The organism is Streptomyces sp. NPDC031049, assembly GCF_055571015.1.
The window spans coordinates 37,801-61,160 of sequence record NZ_JBVIGC010000023.1 but is presented as its reverse complement, the minus strand read 5'-3'; the positions used below and the strand labels follow the sequence as shown (position 1 = coordinate 61,160).

Annotated in this window: 34 protein-coding genes and 1 pseudogene; 7 read left to right on the top strand and 28 right to left on the bottom strand. The window is 72.2% G+C overall.

All coding sequences use genetic code 11. The features are described from left to right. Positions 1-3: 3 nt before the first annotated feature. The 24 genes from ACZ45Q_RS30270 to ACZ45Q_RS30155 all read right to left on the bottom strand — a co-directional run bounded on the left by ACZ45Q_RS30270 (position 4) and on the right by ACZ45Q_RS30155 (position 12,695). On the bottom strand, positions 4-405 hold the full coding sequence (locus ACZ45Q_RS30270; protein WP_468267159.1) for a hypothetical protein: 402 nt from the start codon (positions 403-405) through the stop codon (positions 4-6). Then, positions 402-1,148 carry a VWA domain-containing protein gene (locus tag ACZ45Q_RS30265; protein WP_468267157.1) on the bottom strand — a complete coding sequence of 249 codons (747 nt, stop codon included), beginning with the start codon at positions 1,146-1,148 and terminating at the stop codon, positions 402-404. Before ACZ45Q_RS30265 ends, ACZ45Q_RS30270 begins: the two co-directional genes overlap by 4 nt. 75 nt (positions 1,149-1,223) lie before the next feature. Further along, a complete protein-coding gene (locus ACZ45Q_RS30260; RefSeq protein ID WP_468267155.1) occupies positions 1,224-2,180 on the bottom strand; it encodes a DNA-methyltransferase in 957 nt (318 codons plus the stop codon). Beyond that, positions 2,180-2,629: a hypothetical protein gene (locus ACZ45Q_RS30255; RefSeq protein ID WP_468267153.1), complete on the bottom strand. Its 450-nt coding sequence runs from the start codon at positions 2,627-2,629 to the stop codon at positions 2,180-2,182. Before ACZ45Q_RS30255 ends, ACZ45Q_RS30260 begins: the two co-directional genes overlap by 1 nt. Next, the gene (locus ACZ45Q_RS30250) at positions 2,626-2,865 is read right to left on the bottom strand and encodes a hypothetical protein (protein WP_468267151.1); all 240 of its coding nucleotides are present in this window, start codon (positions 2,863-2,865) and stop codon (positions 2,626-2,628) included. The genes ACZ45Q_RS30255 and ACZ45Q_RS30250 overlap by 4 nt, the downstream gene beginning before the upstream one ends. After that, a complete protein-coding gene (locus ACZ45Q_RS30245) occupies positions 2,862-3,140 on the bottom strand; it encodes a hypothetical protein (RefSeq protein WP_468267149.1) in 279 nt (92 codons plus the stop codon). Before ACZ45Q_RS30245 ends, ACZ45Q_RS30250 begins: the two co-directional genes overlap by 4 nt. Positions 3,141-3,142: 2 nt before the next feature. Beyond that, positions 3,143-3,481 (bottom strand): hypothetical protein, encoded by a 339-nt coding sequence (locus ACZ45Q_RS30240; RefSeq protein WP_468267147.1) that lies wholly within the window; start codon positions 3,479-3,481, stop codon positions 3,143-3,145. Beyond that, on the bottom strand, positions 3,478-3,894 hold the full coding sequence (locus ACZ45Q_RS30235) for a hypothetical protein (protein ID WP_468267145.1): 417 nt from the start codon (positions 3,892-3,894) through the stop codon (positions 3,478-3,480). Before ACZ45Q_RS30235 ends, ACZ45Q_RS30240 begins: the two co-directional genes overlap by 4 nt. Further along, positions 3,891-4,235 carry a hypothetical protein gene (locus tag ACZ45Q_RS30230; protein ID WP_468267143.1) on the bottom strand — a complete coding sequence of 115 codons (345 nt, stop codon included), beginning with the start codon at positions 4,233-4,235 and terminating at the stop codon, positions 3,891-3,893. The genes ACZ45Q_RS30235 and ACZ45Q_RS30230 overlap by 4 nt, the downstream gene beginning before the upstream one ends. Beyond that, a complete protein-coding gene (locus ACZ45Q_RS30225; RefSeq protein ID WP_468267141.1) occupies positions 4,232-4,654 on the bottom strand; it encodes a hypothetical protein in 423 nt (140 codons plus the stop codon). Before ACZ45Q_RS30225 ends, ACZ45Q_RS30230 begins: the two co-directional genes overlap by 4 nt. A 19-nt stretch (positions 4,655-4,673) precedes the next feature. Next, positions 4,674-4,979, bottom strand: a complete 306-nt coding sequence (locus ACZ45Q_RS30220) for a hypothetical protein (RefSeq protein WP_468267139.1) — start codon at positions 4,977-4,979, stop codon at positions 4,674-4,676. Then, positions 4,976-6,133: a hypothetical protein gene (locus ACZ45Q_RS30215; RefSeq protein WP_468267138.1), complete on the bottom strand. Its 1,158-nt coding sequence runs from the start codon at positions 6,131-6,133 to the stop codon at positions 4,976-4,978. Before ACZ45Q_RS30215 ends, ACZ45Q_RS30220 begins: the two co-directional genes overlap by 4 nt. A 38-nt stretch (positions 6,134-6,171) precedes the next feature. After that, positions 6,172-6,327, bottom strand: coding sequence for a hypothetical protein (locus ACZ45Q_RS30210; RefSeq protein WP_468267136.1), 156 nt, complete (start codon positions 6,325-6,327; stop codon positions 6,172-6,174). Between the two features lie 3 nt (positions 6,328-6,330). Further along, positions 6,331-6,843 (bottom strand): hypothetical protein, encoded by a 513-nt coding sequence (locus ACZ45Q_RS30205; protein WP_468267134.1) that lies wholly within the window; start codon positions 6,841-6,843, stop codon positions 6,331-6,333. Continuing rightward, complete coding sequence (locus tag ACZ45Q_RS30200; protein ID WP_468267132.1) at positions 6,831-7,325, bottom strand: RusA family crossover junction endodeoxyribonuclease; 495 nt, start codon at positions 7,323-7,325, stop codon at positions 6,831-6,833. The genes ACZ45Q_RS30205 and ACZ45Q_RS30200 overlap by 13 nt, the downstream gene beginning before the upstream one ends. Further along, on the bottom strand, positions 7,322-7,621 hold the full coding sequence (locus ACZ45Q_RS30195; protein WP_468267130.1) for a hypothetical protein: 300 nt from the start codon (positions 7,619-7,621) through the stop codon (positions 7,322-7,324). Before ACZ45Q_RS30195 ends, ACZ45Q_RS30200 begins: the two co-directional genes overlap by 4 nt. Positions 7,622-7,680: 59 nt before the next feature. After that, positions 7,681-8,559 carry a recombinase RecT gene (locus ACZ45Q_RS30190; RefSeq protein WP_468267128.1) on the bottom strand — a complete coding sequence of 293 codons (879 nt, stop codon included), beginning with the start codon at positions 8,557-8,559 and terminating at the stop codon, positions 7,681-7,683. Between the two features lie 2 nt (positions 8,560-8,561). Further along, positions 8,562-10,172, bottom strand: coding sequence for a YqaJ viral recombinase family nuclease (locus ACZ45Q_RS30185; RefSeq protein ID WP_468267126.1), 1,611 nt, complete (start codon positions 10,170-10,172; stop codon positions 8,562-8,564). Beyond that, the gene (locus ACZ45Q_RS30180; RefSeq protein WP_468267124.1) at positions 10,085-10,555 is read right to left on the bottom strand and encodes a hypothetical protein; all 471 of its coding nucleotides are present in this window, start codon (positions 10,553-10,555) and stop codon (positions 10,085-10,087) included. Before ACZ45Q_RS30180 ends, ACZ45Q_RS30185 begins: the two co-directional genes overlap by 88 nt. Further along, positions 10,552-10,920, bottom strand: coding sequence for a hypothetical protein (locus ACZ45Q_RS30175; RefSeq protein ID WP_468267122.1), 369 nt, complete (start codon positions 10,918-10,920; stop codon positions 10,552-10,554). The genes ACZ45Q_RS30180 and ACZ45Q_RS30175 overlap by 4 nt, the downstream gene beginning before the upstream one ends. Beyond that, complete coding sequence (locus ACZ45Q_RS30170) at positions 10,917-11,579, bottom strand: response regulator transcription factor (RefSeq protein ID WP_468267120.1); 663 nt, start codon at positions 11,577-11,579, stop codon at positions 10,917-10,919. Before ACZ45Q_RS30170 ends, ACZ45Q_RS30175 begins: the two co-directional genes overlap by 4 nt. Further along, positions 11,560-11,865, bottom strand: coding sequence for a hypothetical protein (locus ACZ45Q_RS30165; protein ID WP_468267118.1), 306 nt, complete (start codon positions 11,863-11,865; stop codon positions 11,560-11,562). Before ACZ45Q_RS30165 ends, ACZ45Q_RS30170 begins: the two co-directional genes overlap by 20 nt. After that, positions 11,858-12,082 (bottom strand): hypothetical protein, encoded by a 225-nt coding sequence (locus ACZ45Q_RS30160; protein WP_468267116.1) that lies wholly within the window; start codon positions 12,080-12,082, stop codon positions 11,858-11,860. Before ACZ45Q_RS30160 ends, ACZ45Q_RS30165 begins: the two co-directional genes overlap by 8 nt. Positions 12,083-12,458: 376 nt before the next feature. Continuing rightward, the gene (locus ACZ45Q_RS30155; protein ID WP_468267114.1) at positions 12,459-12,695 is read right to left on the bottom strand and encodes a helix-turn-helix domain-containing protein; all 237 of its coding nucleotides are present in this window, start codon (positions 12,693-12,695) and stop codon (positions 12,459-12,461) included. A 149-nt stretch (positions 12,696-12,844) separates the two neighbouring features. Here ACZ45Q_RS30155 and ACZ45Q_RS30150 point away from each other — a divergent pair, with 149 nt between their 5' ends. Further along, positions 12,845-13,351 (top strand): helix-turn-helix domain-containing protein, encoded by a 507-nt coding sequence (locus ACZ45Q_RS30150; RefSeq protein WP_468267112.1) that lies wholly within the window; start codon positions 12,845-12,847, stop codon positions 13,349-13,351. A 171-nt stretch (positions 13,352-13,522) separates the two neighbouring features. Beyond that, on the top strand, positions 13,523-14,503 hold the full coding sequence (locus ACZ45Q_RS30145) for a hypothetical protein (RefSeq protein ID WP_468267110.1): 981 nt from the start codon (positions 13,523-13,525) through the stop codon (positions 14,501-14,503). Positions 14,504-14,616: 113 nt separating this feature from the next. Here the strand turns inward: ACZ45Q_RS30145 and ACZ45Q_RS30140 are convergent, their stop codons facing one another. After that, positions 14,617-16,203 carry a recombinase family protein gene (locus ACZ45Q_RS30140; RefSeq protein ID WP_468267108.1) on the bottom strand — a complete coding sequence of 529 codons (1,587 nt, stop codon included), beginning with the start codon at positions 16,201-16,203 and terminating at the stop codon, positions 14,617-14,619. A 45-nt stretch (positions 16,204-16,248) separates the two neighbouring features. On the opposite strand from ACZ45Q_RS30140, the pseudogene ACZ45Q_RS30135 reads away from it, so the two are divergent. Beyond that, positions 16,249-17,116, top strand: a pseudogene (locus tag ACZ45Q_RS30135) (MFS transporter); the annotation flags it as partial. Between the two features lie 97 nt (positions 17,117-17,213). Beyond that, positions 17,214-17,954: a maleylpyruvate isomerase family mycothiol-dependent enzyme gene (locus ACZ45Q_RS30130; RefSeq protein ID WP_468267106.1), complete on the top strand. Its 741-nt coding sequence runs from the start codon at positions 17,214-17,216 to the stop codon at positions 17,952-17,954. Between the two features lie 77 nt (positions 17,955-18,031). Here ACZ45Q_RS30130 and ACZ45Q_RS30125 read toward each other — a convergent pair whose 3' ends face one another. Then, positions 18,032-18,412: a MarR family transcriptional regulator gene (locus ACZ45Q_RS30125; protein WP_468267104.1), complete on the bottom strand. Its 381-nt coding sequence runs from the start codon at positions 18,410-18,412 to the stop codon at positions 18,032-18,034. Positions 18,413-18,496: 84 nt separating this feature from the next. On the opposite strand from ACZ45Q_RS30125, the gene ACZ45Q_RS30120 reads away from it, so the two are divergent. Then, the gene (locus ACZ45Q_RS30120; RefSeq protein WP_468267102.1) at positions 18,497-18,793 is read left to right on the top strand and encodes a DUF6332 family protein; all 297 of its coding nucleotides are present in this window, start codon (positions 18,497-18,499) and stop codon (positions 18,791-18,793) included. Here ACZ45Q_RS30120 and ACZ45Q_RS30115 read toward each other — a convergent pair. Both ACZ45Q_RS30115 and ACZ45Q_RS30110 read right to left on the bottom strand, forming a co-directional pair. After that, on the bottom strand, positions 18,751-19,419 hold the full coding sequence (locus tag ACZ45Q_RS30115; RefSeq protein ID WP_468267100.1) for a response regulator: 669 nt from the start codon (positions 19,417-19,419) through the stop codon (positions 18,751-18,753). The two genes, ACZ45Q_RS30120 and ACZ45Q_RS30115, sit on opposite strands and share 43 nt — an antisense overlap. Further along, positions 19,416-20,681: a sensor histidine kinase gene (locus ACZ45Q_RS30110; RefSeq protein WP_468267098.1), complete on the bottom strand. Its 1,266-nt coding sequence runs from the start codon at positions 20,679-20,681 to the stop codon at positions 19,416-19,418. Before ACZ45Q_RS30110 ends, ACZ45Q_RS30115 begins: the two co-directional genes overlap by 4 nt. A 330-nt stretch (positions 20,682-21,011) precedes the next feature. Between ACZ45Q_RS30110 and ACZ45Q_RS30105 the strand changes: the two genes are divergently transcribed. After that, positions 21,012-21,977 (top strand): glycosyltransferase family 2 protein, encoded by a 966-nt coding sequence (locus ACZ45Q_RS30105; RefSeq protein ID WP_468267096.1) that lies wholly within the window; start codon positions 21,012-21,014, stop codon positions 21,975-21,977. Positions 21,978-21,980: 3 nt separating this feature from the next. Next, a complete protein-coding gene (locus ACZ45Q_RS30100; protein WP_468267094.1) occupies positions 21,981-23,333 on the top strand; it encodes a polysialyltransferase family glycosyltransferase in 1,353 nt (450 codons plus the stop codon). The last annotated feature ends 27 nt before the right edge of the window (positions 23,334-23,360 follow it).

Genomic DNA, 23,360 nt, shown 5'->3' with positions numbered 1-23,360 from the left:
GGCTCACCTCGCGGGGTACTCGTCGCCGACGGCGGTGGCGCGCCACACGTCTTCGCTGACGCACACCTCGTCACCGCTGTCGAGGTCCAGCTCCCAGCACTCGGGGTGGAATTCGTGGACGCGGCGGGTGCCGTCCGGGACGGTGCGGCAGTCCTGATACGTCGATGTCGACTTGCCGATACGGCGGGTCTTCGTGGTGCACTGCTGCTTCGTCTTCGGAACGGTGCGCCACGTCGTACGGGCGTCCTCGTGCTCCTTGCCGGTGACCGTGCCGTGCGGGCCGGCCGATCCGCCGCAGCCAGCCAGCAGAGCGACAGCGGCCACGGTCGCGACGACCGCGGCGACGGCGCGGGGCGGGCAGATGCACGGGTAGTACCGCTTGCAGCGGGGGCAGACGTCGCTCACGGCAGCAGTCCCTTCGCGCGGGCCTGCGGCACCCACTGCCCGAACTCGCGGGTGAGACCGTCGTACAGGTCGGCGTCCGGGACGCTCATCGGGTCGCGGCCCGCGTGGAAGTAGGAGGCGTTGTCCAGGAGACGGCCGCGCATGGTGTCCAGCTCGGTGAGGAAACGAACGCGGCCCGGGCCGAACCCGACGAAGCTCCAGAAGATCGGCAGCTTGGACGTCTGCACGAGCTGAAGGCGGGTGTCCTCGGGGTCCTGCGGGGCACCGTCGGTCTGGAAAATGACCAGCGCCGGGTCGCTGGACCGGCTGCTCAGGTAGTGATCGATGACGGTGCGCATCGCGATCGTGTAGTGGGTGCCGCCCATCGTTGCGGCGCCGCCGTGCAGCTGGTGCTGCTGCGCGACCGCGCCCTGGTAGCGGTCCAGGTGGACGTCGACCACGGGGTAGGGCTGGGAGTCGAACATGACCAGCGGCACGATGCCGTCGTCGTCGACGGTCACGGACAGCCCGAGCGCCTGGTCGGCGAGGTGCTGGACGGAGCCGTCCGCGTAGTAGCGGTGCATGGACGCGGACCGGTCCGCGACCAGGTACACGGCGGCGCGCAGCCCGGACAGGCCGTTCTTCTCCAGCGACACCGTAGCCGTCTTCGCCAGCGACACGAGGCCGGCGGGTACCTTCTCCAGGCTGATCGCCGGGGTGTGCGGGGCGGCCGGGGCCGCGGGGGTCTGCTTGCGGTTGAACATGGGTGCTCTCTTCTGTGGTGGTGCCGCCCGCCACCGGGGCCGGTGGTCACCCGGCGGCGGGCGGGGTCTCGGGGCTCAGGCGGAGTCGAAGGCGAGGACGCCTTGCTGGAACCTCTGCTTGGCCAGTTCGTGGTAGGCGGCCTTGTTGTCGATGCCGACGTAGCGGCGGCCCAGCTGACGAGCGGCGGCCCCGGTCGTGCCGGACCCGCTGAACGGGTCGAGAACGGTTCCGCCGGGCCGACAGCCGGCCTTGATGCAACGCCGCGCCAACTCCAGTGGCATGACGGCGAAGTGGGCTTCGGGGTAGGAGCCCGGCGCGATGCTCCATACGTCGCCGGGATTGGGGCCCTTCGGGCTGGACGCGAGCGAGGGCACCGTTTCAACAGCGGCTGCTCCTGCAAGCCCATGGCGGGGGAAGTCGGCGCCGTTGGCCTTGCGGTCCCTCCAAGAGGCGCCCACGCTGGGAGCCTTCTCCCGGATGGCATCGAGGCTGAAGAAGTACCGGCGCTGCTTGACCAAGAGGAAGACGTGCTCGTGCTTGCTGGAGAGCCGGTCGTCGACGCGCTCGGGCATCGCCGACGTCTTGTGCCAGATGATCTCGTTACGGAGGATCCATCCGTCGTCCTGGAGCGCCAGGGCGACGCGCCACGGCACACCCATGAGGTTCTTGTTCGCCAGGCCCCGTGTCCCGGACAGCCCTTCGGCCGTGAATCGGCGCCCGGACCGCTGCCCTCTGCCTTGCCGTCCCGCGCTGCCGGGCGGGTAGACGTACGAGTCTCCGAGGTTGATCCAGCAGGTGCCGTCGTCGGCGAGCACTCGCCTCGCCTCGTGGAAGACAGCGCGCATCACGTCGGCGTACTGAGCGGGCGTCTCCTCCAGCCCGTACTGGCCGGGCGTGCCGTAGTCACGCTGCTTGTAGTACGGCGGCGAGGTAGTGATGCAGTCGACCGAAGCACGCGGCAGCCTGCGCAGCACCTCCAGGGCGTCGCCCAACAGCAACGTGACCTGATCGTCGCGGTAGTACTCGGTCATCACTCTGCGCCTTCCGACGGCTGAGCCGCGATCGGAGCCTGAGGCAGTGGGATGACCGGGATGCCCTGTGGCACGGTGGGCGCGTCGTCGTCGACCGGCAGCGGCCGTATCGCGAGGGCGTTGTCGAGCGCGGCGCGCAGCTCGGTGTTCTCGGCGCACAGCGAGTCGAAGGCCCGCAGTTCCTCCCGCAGGCCGGCGTTCTCCTCGCGGGCGGCGGCGAGGTCCTCGCGCGCCTGGTCCCGCTCCTTGTGCGCCACGGTGTTCGCCGTCATGAGGCGAATCACCTGGCACACCAGGTCGTCGGCCTCGCGCTCCAGCCGGGCGATGTCCGCGCGCAGCTGCTTGCGGGGGACGACGTACCGGTGCAGGCCGTGCCCGGCCGGGGCCGCGAAGTACACGGCCGCGGCGGTGCCGACGACGCCGGCGGACAGGAAGACGTACGCGATCACGCGGCACCGTCCTTGGCCGGGGCCGGGCACCACGGGCAGTTCGTCTTCACGCAGGCGGCGCCCCGTTCGATGGACAGTTCGTGGTAGGCGGCCTCGTTGGCGTGCTGGAGGTCGGCGAGTCGCTGCTCCAGCGTCCGGTTGACAGTCCGGGCGATTGCCAGTTGCGCGCGCAGCCGGGTCGTCTGTGCGTCGTTCAGGCGGGCCCGCCAGCGGCGTATGAACGAGGGGGCGGTCATGCTGCACCACCGGGAAGCTCGCTGACGTGGACCAGGTGCCCGAGCCCGCCGACCTTGCCGTACACGACCTCGTTGTCCGTCGGCAGGCCGGCCAGCGCGGACCGCACGGCGTACACGAGGGACGCCGGATTCCCCTCCATGAACATCCACGACCGGCCGAAGATGCGGTCGTTCCAGTCCTCGATGGTGAACTGGTGCTCGCCGGGTCCGGCGCCGTGGAGGTCGGCGGTGACGGCTACGGTCTGCCCGGCGAGTGGGTGTCGGGTGTCGTGCATCATCAGGCGTCCTTGCGGGTGCGGGCCGCGTCCATGCGGCGGGAGAAGGCGTCCAGGTCCTCGGTGTGGCCGGCGGCCATCGAGGCGGTGAAGTCGTGTGCGGCGCCGACGTAGCGGACCCACAGGTCCGCGCCGTCCTGGGTGAGTTCGTGGCGGGCTTCGAAGGAGCCGGCGGGCCGGTAGGCGGGGAGCCGGTCTCCCGTGCGGACCTGGTGCGCGGCCGATACTGCGCTGGCGCGGCTGCCGTACGTGGCCGCGAGCACCCACTGCCCCGGCATCTGCCGGGCCTGCTGCGCGGCGTGCTGGTGGTCGGCCCGGAAGCGGCCCTTGACGCCGCTCACCGGTCCTCACCGCCCTGGCGCGCGAGTTCCGGCGGGGCGAGCGGGCTCAGCATGCGGTGCCCTTCGAAGGGCCCGCGGGGCAGCAGCTCGCCCTGTCCCGGCGGCGTCGGCACCGGCCGCGGGTTCGGGTCGGGGTCGTCCTCGCCTCGGAACTCGGTGCACCGGTACTGGTCGGCGATCCCGTACCGGCCCTGCTCGTCACGGGGCCCGTCCAGGAACTGTGCCGGGGTGCGGCCCATGAGCGTGATCAGGATGAGCGGGCAGCCATCGGCTTCGCGGCCCTGGCGGGTGGGCTTGTCGTGGACGCAGCGGTCGCAGTTCGCGGCCATCCACCCGTAGCCCTCGTCTCCGTTGGAGAAGGCCGGCCGGTCCCGGGACTCGGCGTAGAGCCGGTCGTAGTCGTCGGGGCTCACAGCTCGTCACCTCCCGCCAAGGCGGCGGGCACGGAGGTGACGTGCTGGCGCAGCGTGCCGGTGGTGACGTCGTAGTCCTGCGCGACGTCCCATCGGGCGTCCGGGAAGGCGCCCCGGATCAGCAGTGCGATCTTCCGGTGCTGCGCGCCCTCGGGCACGGGAACCTCGCGGCGCCCCGAGGCGGCCCGGCCGTCGGCGACCAGGAGCATGACGACCCAGCGCTCCCCCTCCGGCCAGCGGACACGGGTAACGCGGACTTCAGCGACGGCCCGGCCGGTCATGCCGCGCAGCGCCGTGCGCAGCCGGTCCCGGGTGGCGGCGTCGGCGGTGTGGCGGGTCATGACGCACCGCCGGGGTGGAAGCAGTCGCGGACGCCGTTCATCAGCCGGTGGTAGGAGGCGACGGTCATGGGGTGCCAGCGATGCTCGGGCCCGGGGTGGGCCTCGCGGAACCAGCGATCGCAGGCAGCGATCAGCAGCTGCTCGCGTTCGGCGTCGCGCGCCAGGGCGCCGCCGTCGGCGGGGGTGACCGCCTCGGGGTGGTCGACAGCCAGCCGCATGAACGCGGCCTCCATGGCGGGGGCCTCCATGTCGTGCCGCTCCGGGGCGGGCAGCGGCAGCGCGTCGTGCAGCCGGCGGAACTCGGCATCCTGGACGCGCCGGAAGTGCCGCAGGGCGAAGGCGTCCCAGCGGGCGCGCAGCCCGGCGAGCGGGTGGTGCGGGGTGGTGCGACGGCCGATGTGCTGCGTCGTTGCGGTCATCGCCATCACGTCCCTTCGGTCAGTCGGTGTGGTTGGTGTGGTGCAGGGCCGCGCGGACGGCGGCGGCCCCGCGGGTTGCGGTGTCGGGGGCGGGCGGGCGCCGGCGGTGGCGCCACGGGTCCGGGAGGGCGTCCAGCAGGTGCTTGGGCTGGGCATCGGGGTCGGCGATCATCTGCGCGACGAGGACCAGGAGCCGGGCGAAGGTCATGCCTTCGGTGCGGGCCCGGGCCACGGCGTCGGCGAGGTCGCTCGGGGACCAGTCGGGCCGGGTGGCGGCGGCGAGGGCGAGCAGCTGCGGGGTGGCGGGCTGCGGCACGTCCGTCATCTGCTCCACCTCCGTGCCAGCTCGGCGGGGTCGGGCGGGCGGCAGGCGCGGCACACGCCGTCGGGGAACGGCTGCCGGGACGGGGCGCGGCAGGCCTCGCACTCGTGCAGCCGGGCGGGCGGCTCCGGGTGCCGGGCAGGGGGCTTCAGCGCGGCACCGAGCAGCCAGCGGCCCGGGTCGCGGATGTCCTCGGTGGACGCGAACCGGAACTCCAGCCGGGCGCGCAGTGCTTCGCCGTTGGCGCCCTGGTCGAGCTGGCGGCCGATCTCCCGCGCCACCTCCCGCACCACGTACGGCGACAGGCCGGGCAGCAGCGGCTTCACGGGTTCCAGGACTCGCCAGATCCGCGGAGCGAGCGTGAGCGGCGGGCCCGCGTACGGGCGGCGGAACGTCGGCGGGAGCGGAGTCAGGTCCTCGCGCCCGCCACTACCCGCAGTTCGCCTACGGCGGATGGAACCACCGGCCGGTGCTTCCTCCTGTGAGTCAGTCGGGTGGTGTTCCTTGTACGCGAGGGACCCGTCTCCAAGATCCCCACCCGATCCCTCTTCAGTGTCCGCAGTCAGTGCGCTCTGGAGGGGTTCGTCGTGGACGGTGTAGAGGTGACGGCCGCGGTATCCGGCGCGGCGCTCCACCGTGATCCAGCCGAGCCGCTCCAAGTCCCGCAGGATGCGTCGCACGCTGCGGGTGTCGAGCGCCTGGCCGGCGTTCTTCCCGGACCGGTGGCGCAGGACGCGCGCCAGTTCGGCGAGGGTGATGTGCTGGCCGATCGCCGTGGCGTACGCCAGTGCCGCGTAGGCGCGCAGCTGGCGCGGGGAGAGGGATTCGGCGGCGCGCGACGGCACCCAGGCCCCGTGTTCGCGGGGGGTGGTGGCGCGTATTCGGCGTACGGCTGTCTGCCCGGTGCCGCCCGCGTGGGTGCGCCGGTGGCTGAACAGCTCCACCACGTCGTCGGCCGGGTCCGGGCGCATCAGCTGCGTCAGGGCCCGCTCGACAGTGGAGCGCGCCAGCCCGAGCAGCCCGGAGAGGTAGGCGACCCCCGCCTCACAGCCGGTGTCGCGCCGGTCCAGCGCGGCCACCTTCACGTACACGCTGACGGTGGCGTCAGAGTAGGAGCCGATGATGACGCGGAGCGGCACGCGGACTCGCTGAGGCATGGGGGTCACCTCCCTTCAGGGCTCGGTGGGTTGGCGGGTCAGTCGTTGAGGAAGATCATCGAGGCGACGCCGAGCCAGGTGAGGACGGCCGCGATGAGGCCGGCGATCACGGCCAGCTGCCCGTCGTGGGACAGGGCGTAGGTGATGCCTCCGGAGCCGCCACCCATCAGCAGGCCAGCAAGGAACAGGGGCATGGCTCAGTCCTCGCTGCTGTGGTCGCGGGCCGTGTCGAGCACGGCGGTGAGGCCTTCGGCGAGGGTCTGCATCTCGTGCCGCACCTCGGTGACCGTCAGGTCGGGTCCGTGGATCAGGCGCTGCGCGTACTCCCGCCAGTGCTCCAGGCCGGCCCGGAGCCGGGCGACCTCGATGTTGGCGAGCAGGCCGGCGGTCAGCCGCAGGGTGGACTCGGTCAGCTCCAGCTGGCCGTCGTCGTCGAAGGTGCCGCGGGCGGTGCGCTGGAGGTGGAGGAAGCGCTGTGCCTCGCGGACGGCGCCCTCCTGGTCGCGGTTGGGGACCTCCAGCCCGGTGATGCGGACCTTGACGGACGGCTTGCCGTCGGTGTTCGGGGCGGGCTCGGTCCGCTCGATGTGCGCGAACTCGATGATCGCCATGCGGCGCCCGCCGGGCTGGTCGTACAGCGGCCGGACGTGCGGCTCCAGCGCCTCCTGCGCGGACGCCGACACCTTCGGGTCGAACTTCAGGACGGGCACGGGGACTCCTTGCTGGGGTCGGTCAGGCGCCAGACCCGGATGACGGCGCCGGGAGTGCGGAGGGTGTCTGCGCCCGCGACCACGAACCGCTTGGCGGTGTGGACGTCGGTGACACAGCTGTCGTCGGCGAGCACCCCGGCGTCCTTCAAGGCGTCCTGCGTGCAGCGCACGAGCTTGTCGAGATCGGGCTTGCTCGTCGGGTAGAGCGGGGCGGTCGGCTTTAGCTGCCCGGCGTTCTTGCCGGTGCCGTAGTGGCTCTTCGGGCGGCGCAGGCTGAAGGTGATGTCCAGGAGCACCGGGCAGGCCAGGGCCGTCCAGCCGTCGTCGTGGTGCAGCGCATCGAGGGCGGCCGTCTTCACGGCCTCCCGCCACGGCTTGACCTTCGCGGACGACTCGTACATGGCGCCCGCCCGGTTGCGGGTCTTCGAGCCCTGCGGGGCTGGCGTGCCGTACACGGTGAGCATCAGGGCGGGAGCGGTCACGGCGTCTCACCGCCGTCCGTCCGCCGGTCCAGGTCGTCGGCGGCGATCTGAAGGATCTCTGTGACCGCAGGGCCCGACAGGTCGTGCATGAACGCGAGGGCGCCGGCCGTGGCTCCGGCCGCGAGCAGGACGGTGGCGATGTCCTTCGGTGCCACGTCGGTATGCGCGGCGAGCCGGTCGGCCAGATCGGAGGCGAACTCCTCCAGGCTCTTCATGCGCGGGTGGTCGGCGTAGCGACGCCGGTTCTCGCGCACCACGTCAAGGGCGACCTGACGGGTGTACTGAGCGCTGGTCACGGCACGCATGCCACGGGCGTTGAAGGCTCGGACGACGGCTTCTTCAGCCTCTTCCCGGTTCACTCCTGCTCACCGGCCTCGCTGCCGCTGCCGGGCTGAGCGGTCTTCGGCCAGGCGGCCGGCGGCTGCTCGTCGTCCTGGTCGTCGCGGGAGATGACGGTGCCGCGGATGACGGGCGGCGTGGCCTGGTCGTCGTCGAAGTCGGTGTCGGCCTGCATCAGCTCCGTGAGTTCGGTGCTGGTGGGCACGACCTTGCGGAGGCGGAGAACGGCGCTCTTGGCCCACATGGCGTCGAAGTCGGTGTGCCAGGGCGAGTCGAACTTCTTCTGCCGTTCGGCCTTCTTGTACGCCTTCGAGTACTTGTCGCGGATCTTCTCCGCCTGCGACCGGTTCAGGATGATCACCTGGGAGCGGCGGCCGTCGATCCACGCGAACGCGTACGCCAGGATCACTTCACCGCGCTCTTCGTCGGACAGGTCGATGCGCGGCTTGTGGAAGAAGTCCCGGGGGCTGGGCTCGGTGGGCGTGTAGTCCCACTGGTCCTTCTCCCGGATCCAGTTGAAGTGCACCGAGTCGACGCGCGGGTGCCGGTACATCAGGTCGATGTAGCCCTCGTACATCGGCTGGAACGTCGCGACCTCCCCGTACGGGATGATCGCGGCGTGCTTGCCGTCGGGCTCCAGGCCGAAGCGTGCGCAGGCCAGCAGCGCCTGATGGATGGACGCCGGCGTGCAGTTCTTCAGGTCCTCCATCCGGGCGTGGGCGACGGCCATGAAGTGGGCCCGGTCGACGTGCCTGGGGAGGGCGTCCACGAAGTACGTCTCGCGGCGTTGGAGCCACTGGCGGGCGGAGTCGGTGACGGCGAGGTCGGTGACCGGCTGCTGCGGCTTGTCGTCGCCGCTGGTGGCCTGCCGGACACGGTCCTTGAGGTCGGACATGGTCATCCTTCCGAGGGCACGCGCAGCACGCGGGCCCGGTACTTGCGGTAGATCTCGGGGTGGTCTTCGGCGAGCCGCGCGGTGTCGACGGCCGGGACCAGGCGGGTGTACTCGGCTGCCAGCTGGGGCTGCTCCTGCCGGAACCGGGCGGGCGCGAACTGGCCGTTCTGCCGCCAGGTGATGACCGGCTTGCTGCCGACCTTGGCCACTTCGGCGTCCCCCAGCAGGGCACGCATCCGGTTCTCGGTGGCGGTCAGCTCGTCACCGAGCGCGCCGATCTGCTCGCGCAGCTCCCGGCGGCGCTGCGTCAGCAGCGCGGCTTCCACCGGGTCGACCTCCACCGTCGCTTCCTCGCGGGCGTCCCACAGACGCGCGAGCAGTTCGGTGGCGGCCTCGCTGCCGTCGGGCTCCGGCGGGATGCCGGCGAGGACGTGGTCGTGCCAGAACCGGTCGACGGCGTCGGCGAGCATCGCGCACAGTTCGTCGTCCCGCTCCAGCCGGAACCAGGTCAGGTCGTCATCGATGAGCCCGGCGACATAAGCGGCTCGGTAGCCGCTGACGGTCAGGTACCAGTGGGCCTGGATCGCGGGCCCGTCGGGGGCCTGCTCGCCCCGCCAGTTCTCCGCACGCGCGGACCGCCAGGTGCGGGACTTGCACTCCAGCACCGCGACGTCGTCCGGGTCCTCGTCGACGACGAGACGGTCGGGGTTGGCTATCCAGTACGGGCGGTCGACGTGCTGAAGGGTGCCCGGCGCGTCGAGGACGGTCAGCCCGGACTCTTCAGCGAAGAACTCGGCAGCGAGGCCTTCGAGCCGGTGACCGCGCCGCGCGGACCGCTCCAGACGAGGGTCGCGCTGCGGCCTGGCCTGCCCGGTCTTCTCCAGCCACACCCGCAGCGCCCCGCCGTAGCTGTCCATGCCCAGGATCGCGGCGACGTCGGAGCCGCCGACGCCTTGCCGCCGGGCCTCGCTCCAGACGTCCGCCGGGGCGCCGGCGGGCAGCAGCAGACGGGCGGTGGGGGTGATGGGAGGCCCGCCGCACGCAGGCCAGTTCTGCGGAGCCGTAGCACAAGGCGGCTCCTCCCCGGCCTTCGCTCCCGCGCCCGGCCAGATTCCAGGCGAGGGCGGCGTTGACGTGCGGCGGGTGGCACGGGTCCCGTACGGCGCAGGCCGGGTCTGCGGAGCGGGGGTCTGCCGTACAGGCTCCTCCCCGGCCTTCGCTCCCTCAGCGGCCGTGCGCGGACCGGCGGAGGGTGACGTTGACGCCGTACGGGTGGTTAGGGGCTCGCCCGCAGCAGGCGGAGTCTGCGGGCCCCGAGAGCCCTCTTCCGCCTTCGCTCCCGATGCAGGCGGCACTGTCGAACCTGCGGCGGATGACGTTGACTCCGGGCGAGCGGCCTGGGGCCCGCCCGGCGCAGGCAGGATCTCGGGAGCAGCGGAACGGTCCAGCCCCTCCCCTGCCTTGGCTTCCGCCGGCGCGCCCGTGACAGCGGCGGCGGACGGCGTTGACGCCGGACGGGTGGTCTTCACGGCAGCCTCACCGCCTGCACGGTGATGCCGGGCGTGGGGCCGGAGCGGACGTGCTCGGCGATCTCCCGCATGGACTCCGCCCATGACGGGGACAGGTGGCGGGGCGTCTGCCCGGCCAGGGCCTTGAGGACGTCGCCGTGCACCGTGTCGAGGAAGTCCGTAGGGTGCGGCAGGGACTCGATCTCCAAGAGTCCGCGCGCGGTGTTGCCGGAGTTCCAGCCGGTGAACACCACGGGCCCGGCGTACGGCTGGATACGGGCGCCCAACGCGATCAGCGTGCAGGAGCCGACGACGTTCCGCGCATACCGGCCCGGGTGCAGCAGGCCGACGTCGTTAACCCACCCGGCGGCCCGGACGTCGGGCAGGTTCACACGCGCCCGGCCCTCCGCCCCGATGACCGCGTCCCAGTCCAGGTCGCTGTCGTGGTGGGTGAGCTGCCCGTCGCTATCGATGACCGCCCACTTCATCGCCGGCCTCCCGTCCGCGCCCGGTTTCCGGGCCGGTTGACGGCCGGGGTGCGGCCGGTGCGGATCTTGGCGACGGGCACCCACACGCCCCACCTGATGTCGGCCTCGTTGTCCCAGTGGGCGAAGACCATCGGGGTGTCGTGCCAGCGACCGGCGATGCACACGGCGGTAGGACGGCCGTCGAAGAGACCGGGGACGTGAACCGGCTGGTCCAGGGCGACAGTTCCGCCCCGGCCGCAGACGTGGGTGACGCGGGCCCCGACCGGGAACTGGTCGGCCAGTTCCTTCAGCTGCTGGTGGGTCGCGCCCCACAGCGCGGTCGCGTCGACGACGGCGCCTCGGTAGTCGAGCGTGCGGGCGGTCATGACGCTGCCCTCTCTTCACGGTGGGTGGGGGTGCCGATGTAGCGGGCGCGGACGCCGTAGCCGCCGTTGCCAGCGAAGGCCTCCGCCTCCCAGTCCTCTGCCGGACGGAAGGCCGCCACGCCTCCCGAACGGAGTCGCCAGGCCGTCTGCCGGGCCGTGGGGCCGCTGCCGCAGACCAGGACGGTGCCCCACTCACCGGGGGCCTTCCGGAGCCGCTCCGCGCACTCCTGGTAGGCCCTGCGGCTCTCGCCGTTGCTGAGCAGCCGCGGCACGTCCGGCAGCTGCAACGACGCACCGGGGAACCAGCCGGCGGCGAAGCAGACGACGACGGCCTGTTCGGGTGAGCGAGCCCCGAGCCGTCCGACGGCTGCCTCTCGGTGCTTGCGTACGGCGCCGTGTGTCAGCCCTAGGTCCTCCGCGATCTCGCGGGCGTTCTGGCCGTTGGCCGTGGCGATGAGGACCTGTAGTTGGCGGCGGGTGAGCGGGCAGTCCAAGGGCGGCTGCCAGTCCCGCCGCACGGGATCGGAGTGAAGCCGGTCGATCTCGTCCAGGAGCAGCCGGATCGTCCGGGCCCCGGGGGCGTTCGGCGTCCGGGAGAGTCCGGAGCGGATGTTGGCGAGCATGCGGAAGCTGAGCGGTTCACCGGCCACGGTGCTCACCGCCGTCCGCGCGCTCCAGCTGCTCGATGCGCTTCGTCAGGCGCCGGATGTCGTCGGCCTGCCGGGAGACCTCGCCGACGTAGCGCGGGAGGGCCTCGCGGGCGTGGGCGATGAACTGGATGACGGGCACCTGGTACTCGTCGGAGGCGGTCTCCAGGAAGGAGATCGGGCCGACGGCGTCCGGCATCCCGTAGTCGTTCGGGATCGGCTCCCAGGGCCCGTTCGGCACGGCCGCGACGATGCGCTGTGTCTCGCGCAGGTACTCCGGGGATATCGGCTCAGGCATGGCGGCCGTCCTCGGCGTCCAGCGCGGCGAGGACCTGGCGGAGCGCCTCGCATACGCCGCCGAACTCGCGGGCGATCACGAAGGAGTCGGCGATCTCCAGGTCCAGCGCGTTGGCCTCGGCGAGCGTGCGGCAGGCCTGGTCGCGGGCGATGTCGAGGGGCGGAACGAACGTCGGCCCCGGGGGAAGCGGGTGCGTGTGTGCAATGCTGGATGGCATCGGGCCCACCTCAGTTCCTTCAGGGTGATGGGTGTTGGGCCGAGGGCTCGCCGGGTGCACGGCGGGCCCTCCTTGCTGTCAGGCCGCCTGGCGTTCCGCCAGCGGGGGCAGGTAGGGGCGATGGAGCACGGCCAGGCGCGCGATCTCGTCGTCCGTCAGACGGCAGGCCGGGCACACGGTCGGATCGGTCACGCCGTGCTCGCACGGCGCGTCGTATCCGGCACGGAACGCCTCCTCCGGCGTCCGACAGACCGGCATCACGCACCGGCCTTGAATTCGCGGGCCGCCTTGCACACGCGGCACAGGGCGCGCCAGATCGGGTTGCGATGGCCGCAGCTGCACACCCACCGGCACACGTCGTCGATGCGGGCGCGCATCAGGCCACGCTCCGGTCGGCGGCGGGCTCGTCGTCCGGCTCGGGGAGCAGCAGGTCGTGCACCTCGCAGCCGAGCACGTCGGCGATCGCCTTCAGGTTCCTGGGGGAGAACCCAGCGTTCCCCTTCTCGACGCTGCTGAGGTGGCTCTTACTGACGCCCGCTCTCTCAGCCAGCTCGGTGACGCTCAGCCCCGCCGCTATCCGCCGGCGGCGGAACTCTCGGGGGTCTTCGTTCATGAGGACGACTGTACGACTTTGTATCAGTTACCACAAGTGAGGAGTCCAAATTTCTCCTACCACCTGTGAAGGGGTTGTGCACGCCCTCGCGTGACCTGCTGCCGTTCAATAAAGTTCGAGAAAGTACGAGTGACCACGAGGGGGAGATCATGAAGGACAAGGTGGACCGCGACCACAGCCCGCCTGGACATGGGCAACTCATCCGCCTCGCCCGAGAGGCGAAAGGCTGGAGCCCGGAAGTCGCCGCCAGCCACATGCCGTACAAGTTCAGCGGCAGCAGCTGGCGTCACACCGAGGCCGGCTACCGGGGCGCCGGCGAGAAGCGAGTCCCGGTGCCCGGCAAACCGTCGACGGTCGCGGCAATGGCCCGCACCGTCGGAGTGACCGCCGACCGGCTCGCAGAGCACCACCCCGAAGCGGCGGAGGTCCTGCGCGAGATGGAGCGCCAGGAGCAGCGGCAGGCGCAGGCCATGCCGGACGTCCTGCGGTCGGCTCCGCCGCACGTACGCCGCATGATCGAGGTCGCCCTCGAGGACGTGGACCCGGCAGACCGTGCCGAGCTGCTGCGCGAGATGGCGGCCGACTACGAGGCGATCCGCACCCGCAAGGAGCGAAGGGCAGGCTCACCTCACCAACGACCCCGCAACGCAGGGTAGTTACTGCACGTCACGACCCATGGTTGCGCTGGCCAAAGCTTGATAACAGAACAGTCACGGTCCGCGTGAATATGCCTGACAGATGAGGCGTTCGGACGCACGATCGATTCCTCGTACACGAGAGTTGTGTACGAGGACCGACGCGCACTACTCACATCACAGGGGCGTGACATGACATGGGTCATCGTCACGGGTGCGCTCGGCGTCATCATCATCACTGGGGGTCTGTTCTTGCGGCGTCTCCTCGGTGACCTCTCCGCTCTACGCGCGGAGGTCACCGGGATGAGGCGACAGATCACAGGGATCGACAGGCAAGTTCGACGCCAGCGAGCCCAAGTGACATTCATCAGACAGATGCTCGCCGACAACGGCGAGACCACCGACGACGAGGGCCTTCCCCCACAGGCCGCCGTCGTCAACGGCCATCAGCCCGGCCATGGCGCCGAGGCCGACCCGGCGCAGGGGCAGGAGCCCGTCCGCCGGAAGCGGCACTTGGGGCTGTTCATCGGCGGGGCCGTCGCCGCCCTCGCAGCGATCAGCGAAGTCGCCCGCGAAGCTGCCCGCGCCCACCGCGGACAGTTCATCGGAGCAGTCACCGGGGCCGCCGTCACCGCGGCCACCGTGAGCATGGTCGTCGTCCAGCCCTGGAGCCACGACGCCGACTTCGAGCCGCCCACCTCGGCGCCGTCAGCCACCGCCCCACCGGTGCTTCCGCCTCCCGGCCCGCTGCCGCCCGAGCCAGGCAGCACGGCCGATCCGCCCGACTCGCCTGACCACGCGGACCCGAGCACGAGTCCGTCGGCCAGCGGCAGCCCGTCCGCCCTGGGAAGCGAGTCGCCGGCGGTGAGCGAGCCGCCGGTCGTCTCCTTGGCACCCGTCAACGACGTGCCGGAGCCGGAGCCGTCGCCGTCTGGTGCGGCCTCCCCGCCTGCGCCCGACTCCGATGCACGTCAGGGCGGGGACGGCACGGACGCGCCAGGAGCTGACGCTCCCCCGCCGGGGCCGTCGCCGACTCCGGCTGAGCCCCCGCCCGGCCCGGAGCCCCCGCCGTCCTCGCCGCCGCCCGTGGCTGAGGAGACCGCCGACGCGCTGCTGTGTGTGGATGTGACGGTGCGGCCGTCGGTCGACACTGAGGTCTGCCTGCCCGGATGACGGGCGCCCGCACCCGCCTGTCTGGGCAGCAGCGTCCGATAACAACCGCCCACCTGCCATTGCGCAGCCGCAGGCGAACGCCTGCGGCTGCGGTCCGTCAGGAGACACGGTCGCTACCTGCCGACCGCGAGGCTGCGGCGCCAGAGCCGCACCGACGACGGGTCGAACCCGCGGCCCTGCTTCGCGGGCAACATCACCACGTCCCAGAGCATGCTGACGATCGTCGCGCGCACCTCAACGGGTTCCGCGGCCCACGCCTCGGCAGTGATGCCCAGCATGCGTTCGAGGCGGCGATGCTCGCGGTGCGTGGTCAACTGGCTGCGTAGCTGATCGAGCTTCCGGTCGTAGCTGGCGATGGCCTGCATGGCCAGCATGGGGTCGACGTCGGGATGGTCCGCCGCCTGCTGAACCTTTTGCCGCAGGGCGGCCCTGCGGCGCTCCAGGTCGGCGATCTCCTGCCTGACGCTCGTGTTCTCCTCACCAGCCACGGCGTGCAGCTCCTGCGCCAGCCGCGGGTCGGACAGCAGACGCAGGGTCCGGCCGTCCACATAGGCATCGAAGTACGCCATGTTGCGGCCCTTCCCGCAGGACCGGCAGTAGTACAGGCGGCTACCGCCCACTGGCTTCGTCGACAGCCGGACGTGCTGGCCCTTGCACAGCCGGAAGGAGGTCGCGCATCTCGGCTGTTCCTTGGGGGACTTGCTCGTGTCGTGGCAGGTTACGCAGACGGCGTTGCCCGACAGCAGATATTTTCGGGCGCTGCCGTGGTAGCCGTGCTCCGCTGCGGACTCGGCGAACATCGCCCGCAGGTCGGACAGTTGCTCGAGAGAGATGACCTCGTCCCAGGCCGCTTTGTAGAGGGTGCCCTCGTATTCGACCAGGCCAGCCATCCGCCAGGCGGTGAGCGCCCGGGTCAGAGTGGTCAGGCTCCACGGGTTGCCTTCGGAGGTCAGACATCGCTCGTTCATCCACCGGACACCCCCGCGCCGGCTCATGCCCGCGAGCAGCTTCTCAGCGACTTCCGCCAGCAGCTCGGTCTCCTCCGGCACGGTCTGGTCGTAGTCGAGCACCGGTACTTCAATCTCTTCTCCGGTGCGGCGGTTGACCTTGACGCGGGTCTCGCCGGTAGGCCGGCCCCAGCCGAAGGCACGCCGCCCGCCCGGCCGAGACCTGGCAGGCACCTTGCCGCCCTTGCCGGTCATGGCCGCCTTGATCCCGAGGCGGACGCGGCGAGAGGTGTTGTCGGATTCGCGGCATGCCTGCGCTGCTTCGATGCGGAGGATGAACCGGTCGTCCGGGCTGGACAGGTCGCGCACGCCGGACACGGAGGCGAGCTGTATGTGCCGGGTGTCAGCGATGTTGAGGAGCAGCTCCAGGTCGTACGGCTGCCGGATCAGACGGTCCCCGTGGTACGTCATGATCCCGTCGTGGTGGTGGTCCGCTTTCGGGTCCGACGGGATGAGCTTGCTGCTGTCGCGATCCAGGGTGAGTAGCATCCGGTCCCAGTCGGGCCGCTTGCGGTTGCGCTGCCAGGCGCTGCGGGAGTTGTCGACGTACACGCAGCAGAACTCCGGCCAGCGCAGACGCTGTCCTTGGGCGCGGCCCTCGTCTTCCTGGCGTTCGACCTTCTCCAGGGAACCGTCGGGGGCGTAGGACAGGCGGGTGTACAGGCACGGGCGTTGCGGAACGATGAGGTTCATACGGGCTCCAACGCTCAACTAGTTAGTGTTTATCACACGTTGAGCGGCATCAACGTCGCCTTCAACAGCGCGGCCGTGGACCTGGTCGCCGTGCTGCGGCGGCCCATCATGCCCAGCTTCCACGCCGCGTTCAGCCTCGGCGGCATGGTCGGCGCGGGGCTGGGCGGTCGCCGGTTCGCTGTCGCCGACGCGGCACCTGCTCGGGCTGACCGTGATCGGGCTGCTGGTCACGGCCGTGGCGGGCCGCCTGCTGCTGCGCTGCGAACCGCTCGTTCCGCCGGACCGTGCCACCCGCGCCGAACCGCCCGTACCGCCGGACCGTGCCACCCGCGCCGAGGGGCCCGCGCCCCGGCGGACGGACCGCCGCACCCGCGTGCTGGTGATCACCTTCGGTGTCATCGCCCTGTGCACCGCCTACGGCGAAGGGGCCATGGCCGACTGGGGCGCCCTCCACCTCGAACAGGACCTCGACGCCTCCGAGGGCCTGGCGGCGGCCGGCTACTCCTGCTTCGCACTGGCGATGACCGTGGGCCGGCTGAGCGGCACGACCCTGCTGGAACGCCTCGGGCGGACCCGCACGGTGGTGGCCGGCGGCACGGTCGCCACGGCCGGCATGCTGCTGGGCTCGCTGGCCCCCTCGGTGTGGGTGGCGCTCTTCGGCTTCGCCGTCACCGGGCTGGGCCTCGCGAACATCTTCCCGGTCGCCGTCGAGCGCGCCGGTGCCCTCGGCGGCCCCGACGGCGTCGCCACCGCCTCCACGCTGGGCTACGGCGGCATGCTCCTCGGGCCGCCCGCCATCGGTTTCATGGCCGACTGGTTCTCGCTGCCCGTCGCCCTCACCAGCGTGGCGGTGCTGGCCGCGGTGGCCGTGCTCGTCACCTGCGTCACCCGGCGCGCGGCGGCGGGCGGCTGACCGGACAGGACCCGGCCAGGCGGGCGGAGGCTCCCGCGGGTCCGGCGGGCAGTGGGCGGCCTCCCCCGGAGCGCACTCCATCGGGCACACTCCCCGCATGGAGACTGCCACGTACGTGCGCGTGCTGGACCGGGAGGGCCGGGCGCTGGCGTCGGCCGCCGAGGCCGCGGGAAGCGACGCCAAGGTGCCGAACTGCCCCGGCTGGCAGGTGCGGGACCTGCTGCGGCACACCGGGATGGTCCACCGCTGGGCGGCGGCGTTCGTCGCCGAGGGGCACACCTCGTACCACCCGGATTCCGGCCTGCCGGACCTCGACGGCGACGCGTTGCTGGCCTGGTTCCGCGAGGGCCACCGCTCGCTCGTCGCCACCCTGATGTCCGCGGCACCGGACGTGGACTGCTGGCACTTCCTGCCGGCTCCCTCGCCGCTGGCGTTCTGGGCCCGGCGCCAGGCGCACGAGACGACCGTCCACCGGACCGATGCGGAGTCGGCCACCGGTGCCGCCCCCGCCGGCATCGACGCCGCCTTCGCCGTGGACGGCATCGAGGAGCTGCTGCTCGGGTTCCACGCCCGCGACAAGAGCCGGGTGCGCAGCGGGACGCCGCGGGTCCTGCGGGTGCGGGCGACCGATGCCGCGGACGCGGTGTGGACGGTGCGGCTCTCCGACCGGCCCCCGGCCGCCGAACGGGGCGCCGCGGGGGACGCGGACTGCGAGGTGGCCGGCCCGGTGGCGCGGCTGTACCTCGCGCTGTGGAACAGGCTGCCGTTCCCGGAGGTCACCGGCGACGCCTCGCTCGCCGCGCTGTGGCGGCGGACCTCGGCCGTGACCTGGAGCTGACGCGGCAATCCTCGGCCGTGACCTGGAGCTGACGCGCCGGTCCCGCCGGCGGGCGGACCGGACGGAGCGGCGGCCGGTCAGTCCGCGAGCATCCGGGTGAGGACGGCCCGCTGCACCGGCAGCACCCGGCCGTGCAGGGCGCGGCCCCTGCCGGTGAGGACGACCCGTACGCCCCGCCGGTCCTCCGCACACTCGGCGCGCTCGACGAGTCCGTCCTTCTCCAGCCGGGCGATCAGCCGGGACAGGGCGCTCTGGCTGAGATGGACCCGCTCGGCTATCTCCTGGACGCGCAGGGCGCACGGGCGGTGCGCGGCGAGGACGTCGAGCACCTCGAAGTCGCTGGCGCACAGGCCGTGCTGGTGCAGGGCCCGGTCGAGTGCGCACTGGGTGCGGGCATGCAGCGCCAGGATGCCGCGCCACCGCTCGACGAGCGCCTGTTCGGCTCCTGTCCCCGCCATGCGCGGCACCGTAGCAGAGAGCCGGCGCCGCCCGCGCCGGCCCGGAGGCGGGCGTCCGCGCGGGGCCGTGGGAGACTTGGCGGCATGAGCGGTGGGCGGGTGCACGGGGGACGGCGTACGCAGGCCGAGCGGGACGCGATCACGGTCGAGATCGGGTACGCCCTGTTCAGCGCCGCGTTCGCCGCGGCCGTGCTGTTCGGGGCGGTGGCCGGACCGGCGTACGTCTTCGGGCTGCCGCCGGGCATACGGCGGGTGCTGGTGGGCGCGGGGGCCGCGGTGGCGGTCCTGGTCTTCTTCGCCCGGGTGGTGAGTGTGCTGCTCCGCTTCGGCCGGGGCCCTCAGCCGCCCAGCCAGCCCGGCCGGACGAGCCCGGACTCGTAGGCCAGGACCACCAGTTGGGCCCGGTCCCGGGCGCCGAGCTTGACCATGGTCCGGCTGACGTGGGTCTTGGCGGTGAGCGGGCTGACCACCAGGCGGCGGGCGATCTCCTCGTTGGACAGGCCGATGCCGACCAGGGCCATCACCTCGCGCTCCCGTTCGGTGAGGCCGGCCAGGGCCTCGCCGGCCGCCGGTTCCTTGGAGCGGGCGGCGAACTCGGCGATGAGGCGGCGGGTCACGCCCGGCGAGAGCAGAGCGTCGCCGGCGACCACGGCCCGTACGGCGCGCACCAGTTCCTCCGGCTCGGTGTCCTTGACCAGGAACCCGGAGGCGCCGGAGCGGATCGCCTCGAAGACGTACTCGTCGAGTTCGAAGGTGGTCAGCATGACGACCTTCACGTCCGTCAGATCCGGCTCACCGGTGAGGCGGCGGGTGGCGGCGAGGCCGTCGAGGACGGGCATGCGGATGTCCATCAGGACGACGTCGGGCCGCAGTTCGCGGATCGCGCGCAGCGCCTCCTCGCCGTCCGCCGCCTCCCCGGCGACCTCGATGTCCGGCTGGGCGTCGAGCAACGCCCGGAAGCCGGCCCGCACCAGTGACTGGTCGTCGGCGAGCAGTACGCGAATCACCGGTCGTCCTCCTCGGCGTCCTCGGCGTGCTTCGGGTCCATGGCGTTCTGTGCGGTGAGCGGCAGGACGGCGAGCACCCGGAACCCGCCGTCGTCGCGCGGGCCCGCCTCGATGGTGCCACCGAGGGCCGCCGCCCGCTCCCGCATCCCGGCGAGCCCGTTGCCGCTGCCGCCCGCCTGCGCACCGGTCGCCGGGCCATCGTCGTCGACGCGCAGCCGCAGCATGCCGCCGTCCCTGCGGAGCCGCACGCGCGCGTGCCGCGAACCGGAGTGCCGTACGACGTTGGTGAGGGCCTCCTGGACGATGCGGAAGGCGGCGAGGTCGGTACCGGGCGGCAGGCGCGGCGGCTCGCCGTCGACGTCCACGGTCAGGCCGGCGCTCGCCGCCTGCTCCACCAGTTCGGGCAGGCGGTCCAGTCCGGGGGCCGGGGCGCGCGGGGCGTCGCCGGGGGCGCGGAGGGTGTCCAGGACCTGGCGCACCTCGCCGAGCGCCTCCTTGCTCTTGGCCTTGATGGTGGTCAGCGCCGTGCGCGCCTGTTCGGGGTCGGTGTCCAGCAGGGCGAGGCCGACGCCCGCCTGCACGTTGATGACGGAGATGCTGTGCGCGAGGACGTCGTGGAGTTCACGGGCGATCCGCAGCCGCTCCTCGTCCGCGCGCCGCCGGGCGGCCTGGGCCCGTTCGGCGCGGTCCCGCGCCCACTGCTCGCGTCGTGCCCGGGCCAGTTCGGAGAGGGCCACGATCGCCACCATCCAGGTGGCGACGACGATCTCGGTGCCCCAGGAGGCCGCGGCGTCCCCGTCCGGGGGCAGCCACCGGTAGAGCCAGTGGGCCACCAGCGCGTGCCCGGCCCACAGCGTGCCCATCGCCGCCCACGCCGCCCGCCGGTGGCCGGCGACGACGGCGGAGAAGCAGGCCACGGCGACGGCCAGGAACACCGGGCCGTAGGGGTAGCCGGCGCCCAGGTAGAGCAGGGCGGCGGTCGCCGTGCCGAAGACGACGGCCACCGGGTACCGCCGGCGCCACAGCAGCAGGCCGCCCGCCACCAGCAGCAGTACCCGCGCGAAGGAGTCCAGGCCGGCCCGTTCGCCCTGCTGTCCCTGGGCCGCCCAGTGCGAGCCGGCCAGCACGAAGGCGGTGATCAGCACGGTGGAGCGCCAGGGCCGGTGGGGGCGGCCCTCCTCCTCGCCCCAGCGGTTGAACCATGGCGGTCCGTGCCGCCACCAGTGCGGCGGACCGCCTGCGCGTGCGCGCTGCTCGTCCATGACGGACACGCTAGACGCGGGCCGTACCGGCCGGCGTCACCCGCGCGCGGTCATCGGCGGTACTCCCCCGGGCGTACGTCGCCACCGTCCGGACGTACGTCCCCGCCGACGTACGTCCCCCGCCGTCCGGAGGTACGTCCGCGCCGTCGGCTCCTCGTCGCGGCTCCGCACGCGCCGCGCGGCGCCGGCCGCAGGCCCCGCCGGTGAGGGACACCGAGAATTCACGTCCGCTGCGGGCGGAGTTCACCTCTCCGCGCCTCCGCCGACACCGCCGCCCACGGGAACATCGATAACCTGTTCCAATCCCGCCCTTCGAACTGAGAGGCCCGTGTGCCGAAACTGTCCGTCGTCGTCCCCATGCACAATGTGGGCGCCTTCGCCGAGAGCACGCTGAGAAGTCTGGTCAGGAACGCGGACCCCGACTTCGAGTTTCTGCTCGTGGACGACTGCTCCACGGATTCCACCCCGTGGGTGATCGACCGGTGGGCCGAGCGGCTTCCCCAGGCGCAGGTGATCCGGCACGAGACGAACCGGGGAATCGCCCAGGCACGCAACAGCGGAATCGACGCGGCGAGCGGCGAGTTCCTCACCTTTCTCGACGGAGACGACTGGTACGGCCCGGGGCATCTGCGCGAACTGGTGCGGGCCGTGGAGGAGTTGGGCTGCGACTTCGCCCGTACCGACCATGTGCAGGCCACCGGCACCGAGCGGGTGGTCCGGCGGCCCCCGGCCCGGCTGCGCAATGCGGTGATGGACCCGCGCGACGGAATAGCGCCGGCCGCCATGGAGACGATGGTGGATTACCCGTTCGTGTGGGCCGGAATCTACCGCCGGCACCTCTTCGAGGACGGCGCGATGCGTTTCGCGACGGAACTGCGCACCGCCGAGGACCGGCTGTGGATATGGCGCCTGCACCTCAAGGCGAGAACCTACGCGTCCGTCGGTCTGCACGGCGTCTTCTACCGGCGGGGCGTGGCGACGTCGCTCACCCAGATCAAGGACGCCCGCCAGCTGGATTTCATCCCCGCCTACGACACACTGCTCAACGAGGTGCAGCAGGACCCGGAAGCCGGGCGTTTCCTCCTCAAGGCCGTACGGACGTACTGCGCCATGATCGCCTTCCATGTCGGCAAGGTGGACGAGTACGAGGCGTCCGCCGCCCAGCGGCTGCGGCGTGAGGCGCGCGAGGCCCTCCGCCGGATGCCCCAGCCGGCGCTGGAGGAGACCCTCAGGACCATCGACAGACCGCGGAGCAGGTTGCTGAGCCGGCTGCGTGACGGGCGGAAGGCTGCCTGATCCATGCCCCACAAGACCCAGATCTTCCAGGTCTCGACCCTGTACGGAGCGGCGACCCTGGCCGCGGCGCTCGACGCCGGCCGGTTCGGGCCCCGCGACGCCGCCCGGCGCGTCCTGCTGGTCTCCAACAACGCCACCGTGCCCGAGACCGCGCTGCGCCTGGACGAGATGCACGGCTACGCGCGCATCGCCGCCCGGTTCGACGACGTGGTCAGCTGGAACGAGGCGATCACCCCGTACCACCCCAGCACCTGGGGCCCGCGCGGCAACGACACCACGCTGTGGCAGCGGGCGTTCCGGCTCGCCTGGGGCATCGACGCCCGCGAACCGGTCGAGCTGGCCGTGGAGTCGATCCAGGTCAATCCGGCCCGCGCACTGGCGGCGATCTTCTCCGAGAGCGCGGTCCACGTGTACGCCGACGGCCTGATGAGCTACGGCCCGACCCGCACCCGGCTGCCGCTGACCATCGGGTGCCGCATCCGGCGGCTGCTCCACCTGGACCTGGTGCCCGGTCTGAAGCCGCTGCTGCTGTCCGAGTTCGGCGTGGAACCGGAGATCGTCCCGGACGCGGCGTTCCGCGCGGTGCTCGACGAGATCTCCGGGGACGCGGCGGACGACCCGCTGTGGGAGCCGGTCCGCCGGGAGCGGCCGACGGCCGTGCTGCTGGGCCAGTACCTGGCGGCGATCGACGTCCTGACCGCGCAGGAGGAGGAGGACCTCCACCTCCGCATGCTCACGGGGGCGGCGCGGGCCGGGCACCGGTCCGTGGTCTTCAAGCCGCATCCGACGGCCCCGCCCAGCTATTCGGAGGCGCTGAGCAAGGCCGCGGCGGACGCGGGCGTGCGGCTCACCGTGCTGGACGCGCCCCTGCTGGCCGAGACGCTGTACCACCACGGCCGTCCCGAACTCGTCGTCGGCTGCTTCTCGACGGCGATGGTGACCGCCTCCGCCTACTACGGGGTGCCCGTGGCCCGCGTGGGGACCAGGCTGGTGATGGAGCGTCTGACGCCGTACGCGAACAGCAACCGCGTGCCGCTCGCCCTCGTCGACCGGCTGGTGCCCGACCTGGAGCGCGGGCAGGAACCGGCGCTCGTCGGCGCGGCCCCCGAGTCGCTGTCTCCGCTGGTGCGGACGATGGGCTTCTGCATGCAGCCCAAGACGTACGAGAGTCTGCGGGAGCCGGCCGCACAGTGGCTGCGCGCCCATCTGGCGGGGACCCCGGGCCACTACTTCCCCGAAGCGCGGCTGGCCGAACTCGCACTTCCCGGCAGCCGGCCGCGGTCCCGGGCGAGGCTCCAGGTCCGGCGCGCCAAGCGGGTGGTGCGCAAGGCGGTGCGGCGGGGCAACAGGACGTGACCGCGGCACGGGCCGGGCGCGCGGAAG

Coding starts and splice junctions, on each gene's coding strand:
- ACZ45Q_RS30215 (WP_468267138.1), bottom strand. CDS start 6,133: ATGCCTCAGCGAGTCCGCGTGCCGCTCCGCGTCATCATCGGCTCCTAC.
- ACZ45Q_RS30165 (WP_468267118.1), bottom strand. CDS start 11,865: ATGCCTGAGCCGATATCCCCGGAGTACCTGCGCGAGACACAGCGCATC.
- ACZ45Q_RS30125 (WP_468267104.1), bottom strand. CDS start 18,412: ATGGCGGGGACAGGAGCCGAACAGGCGCTCGTCGAGCGGTGGCGCGGC.
- ACZ45Q_RS30175 (WP_468267122.1), bottom strand. CDS start 10,920: ATGACCGCCCGCACGCTCGACTACCGAGGCGCCGTCGTCGACGCGACC.
- ACZ45Q_RS30160 (WP_468267116.1), bottom strand. CDS start 12,082: ATGCCATCCAGCATTGCACACACGCACCCGCTTCCCCCGGGGCCGACG.
- ACZ45Q_RS30120 (WP_468267102.1), top strand. CDS start 18,497: ATGAGCGGTGGGCGGGTGCACGGGGGACGGCGTACGCAGGCCGAGCGG.
- ACZ45Q_RS30230 (WP_468267143.1), bottom strand. CDS start 4,235: ATGACCCGCCACACCGCCGACGCCGCCACCCGGGACCGGCTGCGCACG.
- ACZ45Q_RS30190 (WP_468267128.1), bottom strand. CDS start 8,559: ATGTCCGACCTCAAGGACCGTGTCCGGCAGGCCACCAGCGGCGACGAC.
- ACZ45Q_RS30150 (WP_468267112.1), top strand. CDS start 12,845: ATGAAGGACAAGGTGGACCGCGACCACAGCCCGCCTGGACATGGGCAA.
- ACZ45Q_RS30110 (WP_468267098.1), bottom strand. CDS start 20,681: ATGGACGAGCAGCGCGCACGCGCAGGCGGTCCGCCGCACTGGTGGCGG.
- ACZ45Q_RS30250 (WP_468267151.1), bottom strand. CDS start 2,865: ATGACCGCCCCCTCGTTCATACGCCGCTGGCGGGCCCGCCTGAACGAC.
- ACZ45Q_RS30210 (WP_468267136.1), bottom strand. CDS start 6,327: ATGCCCCTGTTCCTTGCTGGCCTGCTGATGGGTGGCGGCTCCGGAGGC.
- ACZ45Q_RS30265 (WP_468267157.1), bottom strand. CDS start 1,148: ATGTTCAACCGCAAGCAGACCCCCGCGGCCCCGGCCGCCCCGCACACC.
- ACZ45Q_RS30140 (WP_468267108.1), bottom strand. CDS start 16,203: ATGAACCTCATCGTTCCGCAACGCCCGTGCCTGTACACCCGCCTGTCC.
- ACZ45Q_RS30220 (WP_468267139.1), bottom strand. CDS start 4,979: ATGACGGACGTGCCGCAGCCCGCCACCCCGCAGCTGCTCGCCCTCGCC.
- ACZ45Q_RS30145 (WP_468267110.1), top strand. CDS start 13,523: ATGACATGGGTCATCGTCACGGGTGCGCTCGGCGTCATCATCATCACT.
- ACZ45Q_RS30100 (WP_468267094.1), top strand. CDS start 21,981: ATGCCCCACAAGACCCAGATCTTCCAGGTCTCGACCCTGTACGGAGCG.
- ACZ45Q_RS30130 (WP_468267106.1), top strand. CDS start 17,214: ATGGAGACTGCCACGTACGTGCGCGTGCTGGACCGGGAGGGCCGGGCG.
- ACZ45Q_RS30180 (WP_468267124.1), bottom strand. CDS start 10,555: ATGAAGTGGGCGGTCATCGATAGCGACGGGCAGCTCACCCACCACGAC.
- ACZ45Q_RS30185 (WP_468267126.1), bottom strand. CDS start 10,172: ATGGGCGGAGTCCATGCGGGAGATCGCCGAGCACGTCCGCTCCGGCCC.
- ACZ45Q_RS30155 (WP_468267114.1), bottom strand. CDS start 12,695: ATGAACGAAGACCCCCGAGAGTTCCGCCGCCGGCGGATAGCGGCGGGG.
- ACZ45Q_RS30245 (WP_468267149.1), bottom strand. CDS start 3,140: ATGCACGACACCCGACACCCACTCGCCGGGCAGACCGTAGCCGTCACC.
- ACZ45Q_RS30260 (WP_468267155.1), bottom strand. CDS start 2,180: ATGACCGAGTACTACCGCGACGATCAGGTCACGTTGCTGTTGGGCGAC.
- ACZ45Q_RS30225 (WP_468267141.1), bottom strand. CDS start 4,654: ATGACCGCAACGACGCAGCACATCGGCCGTCGCACCACCCCGCACCAC.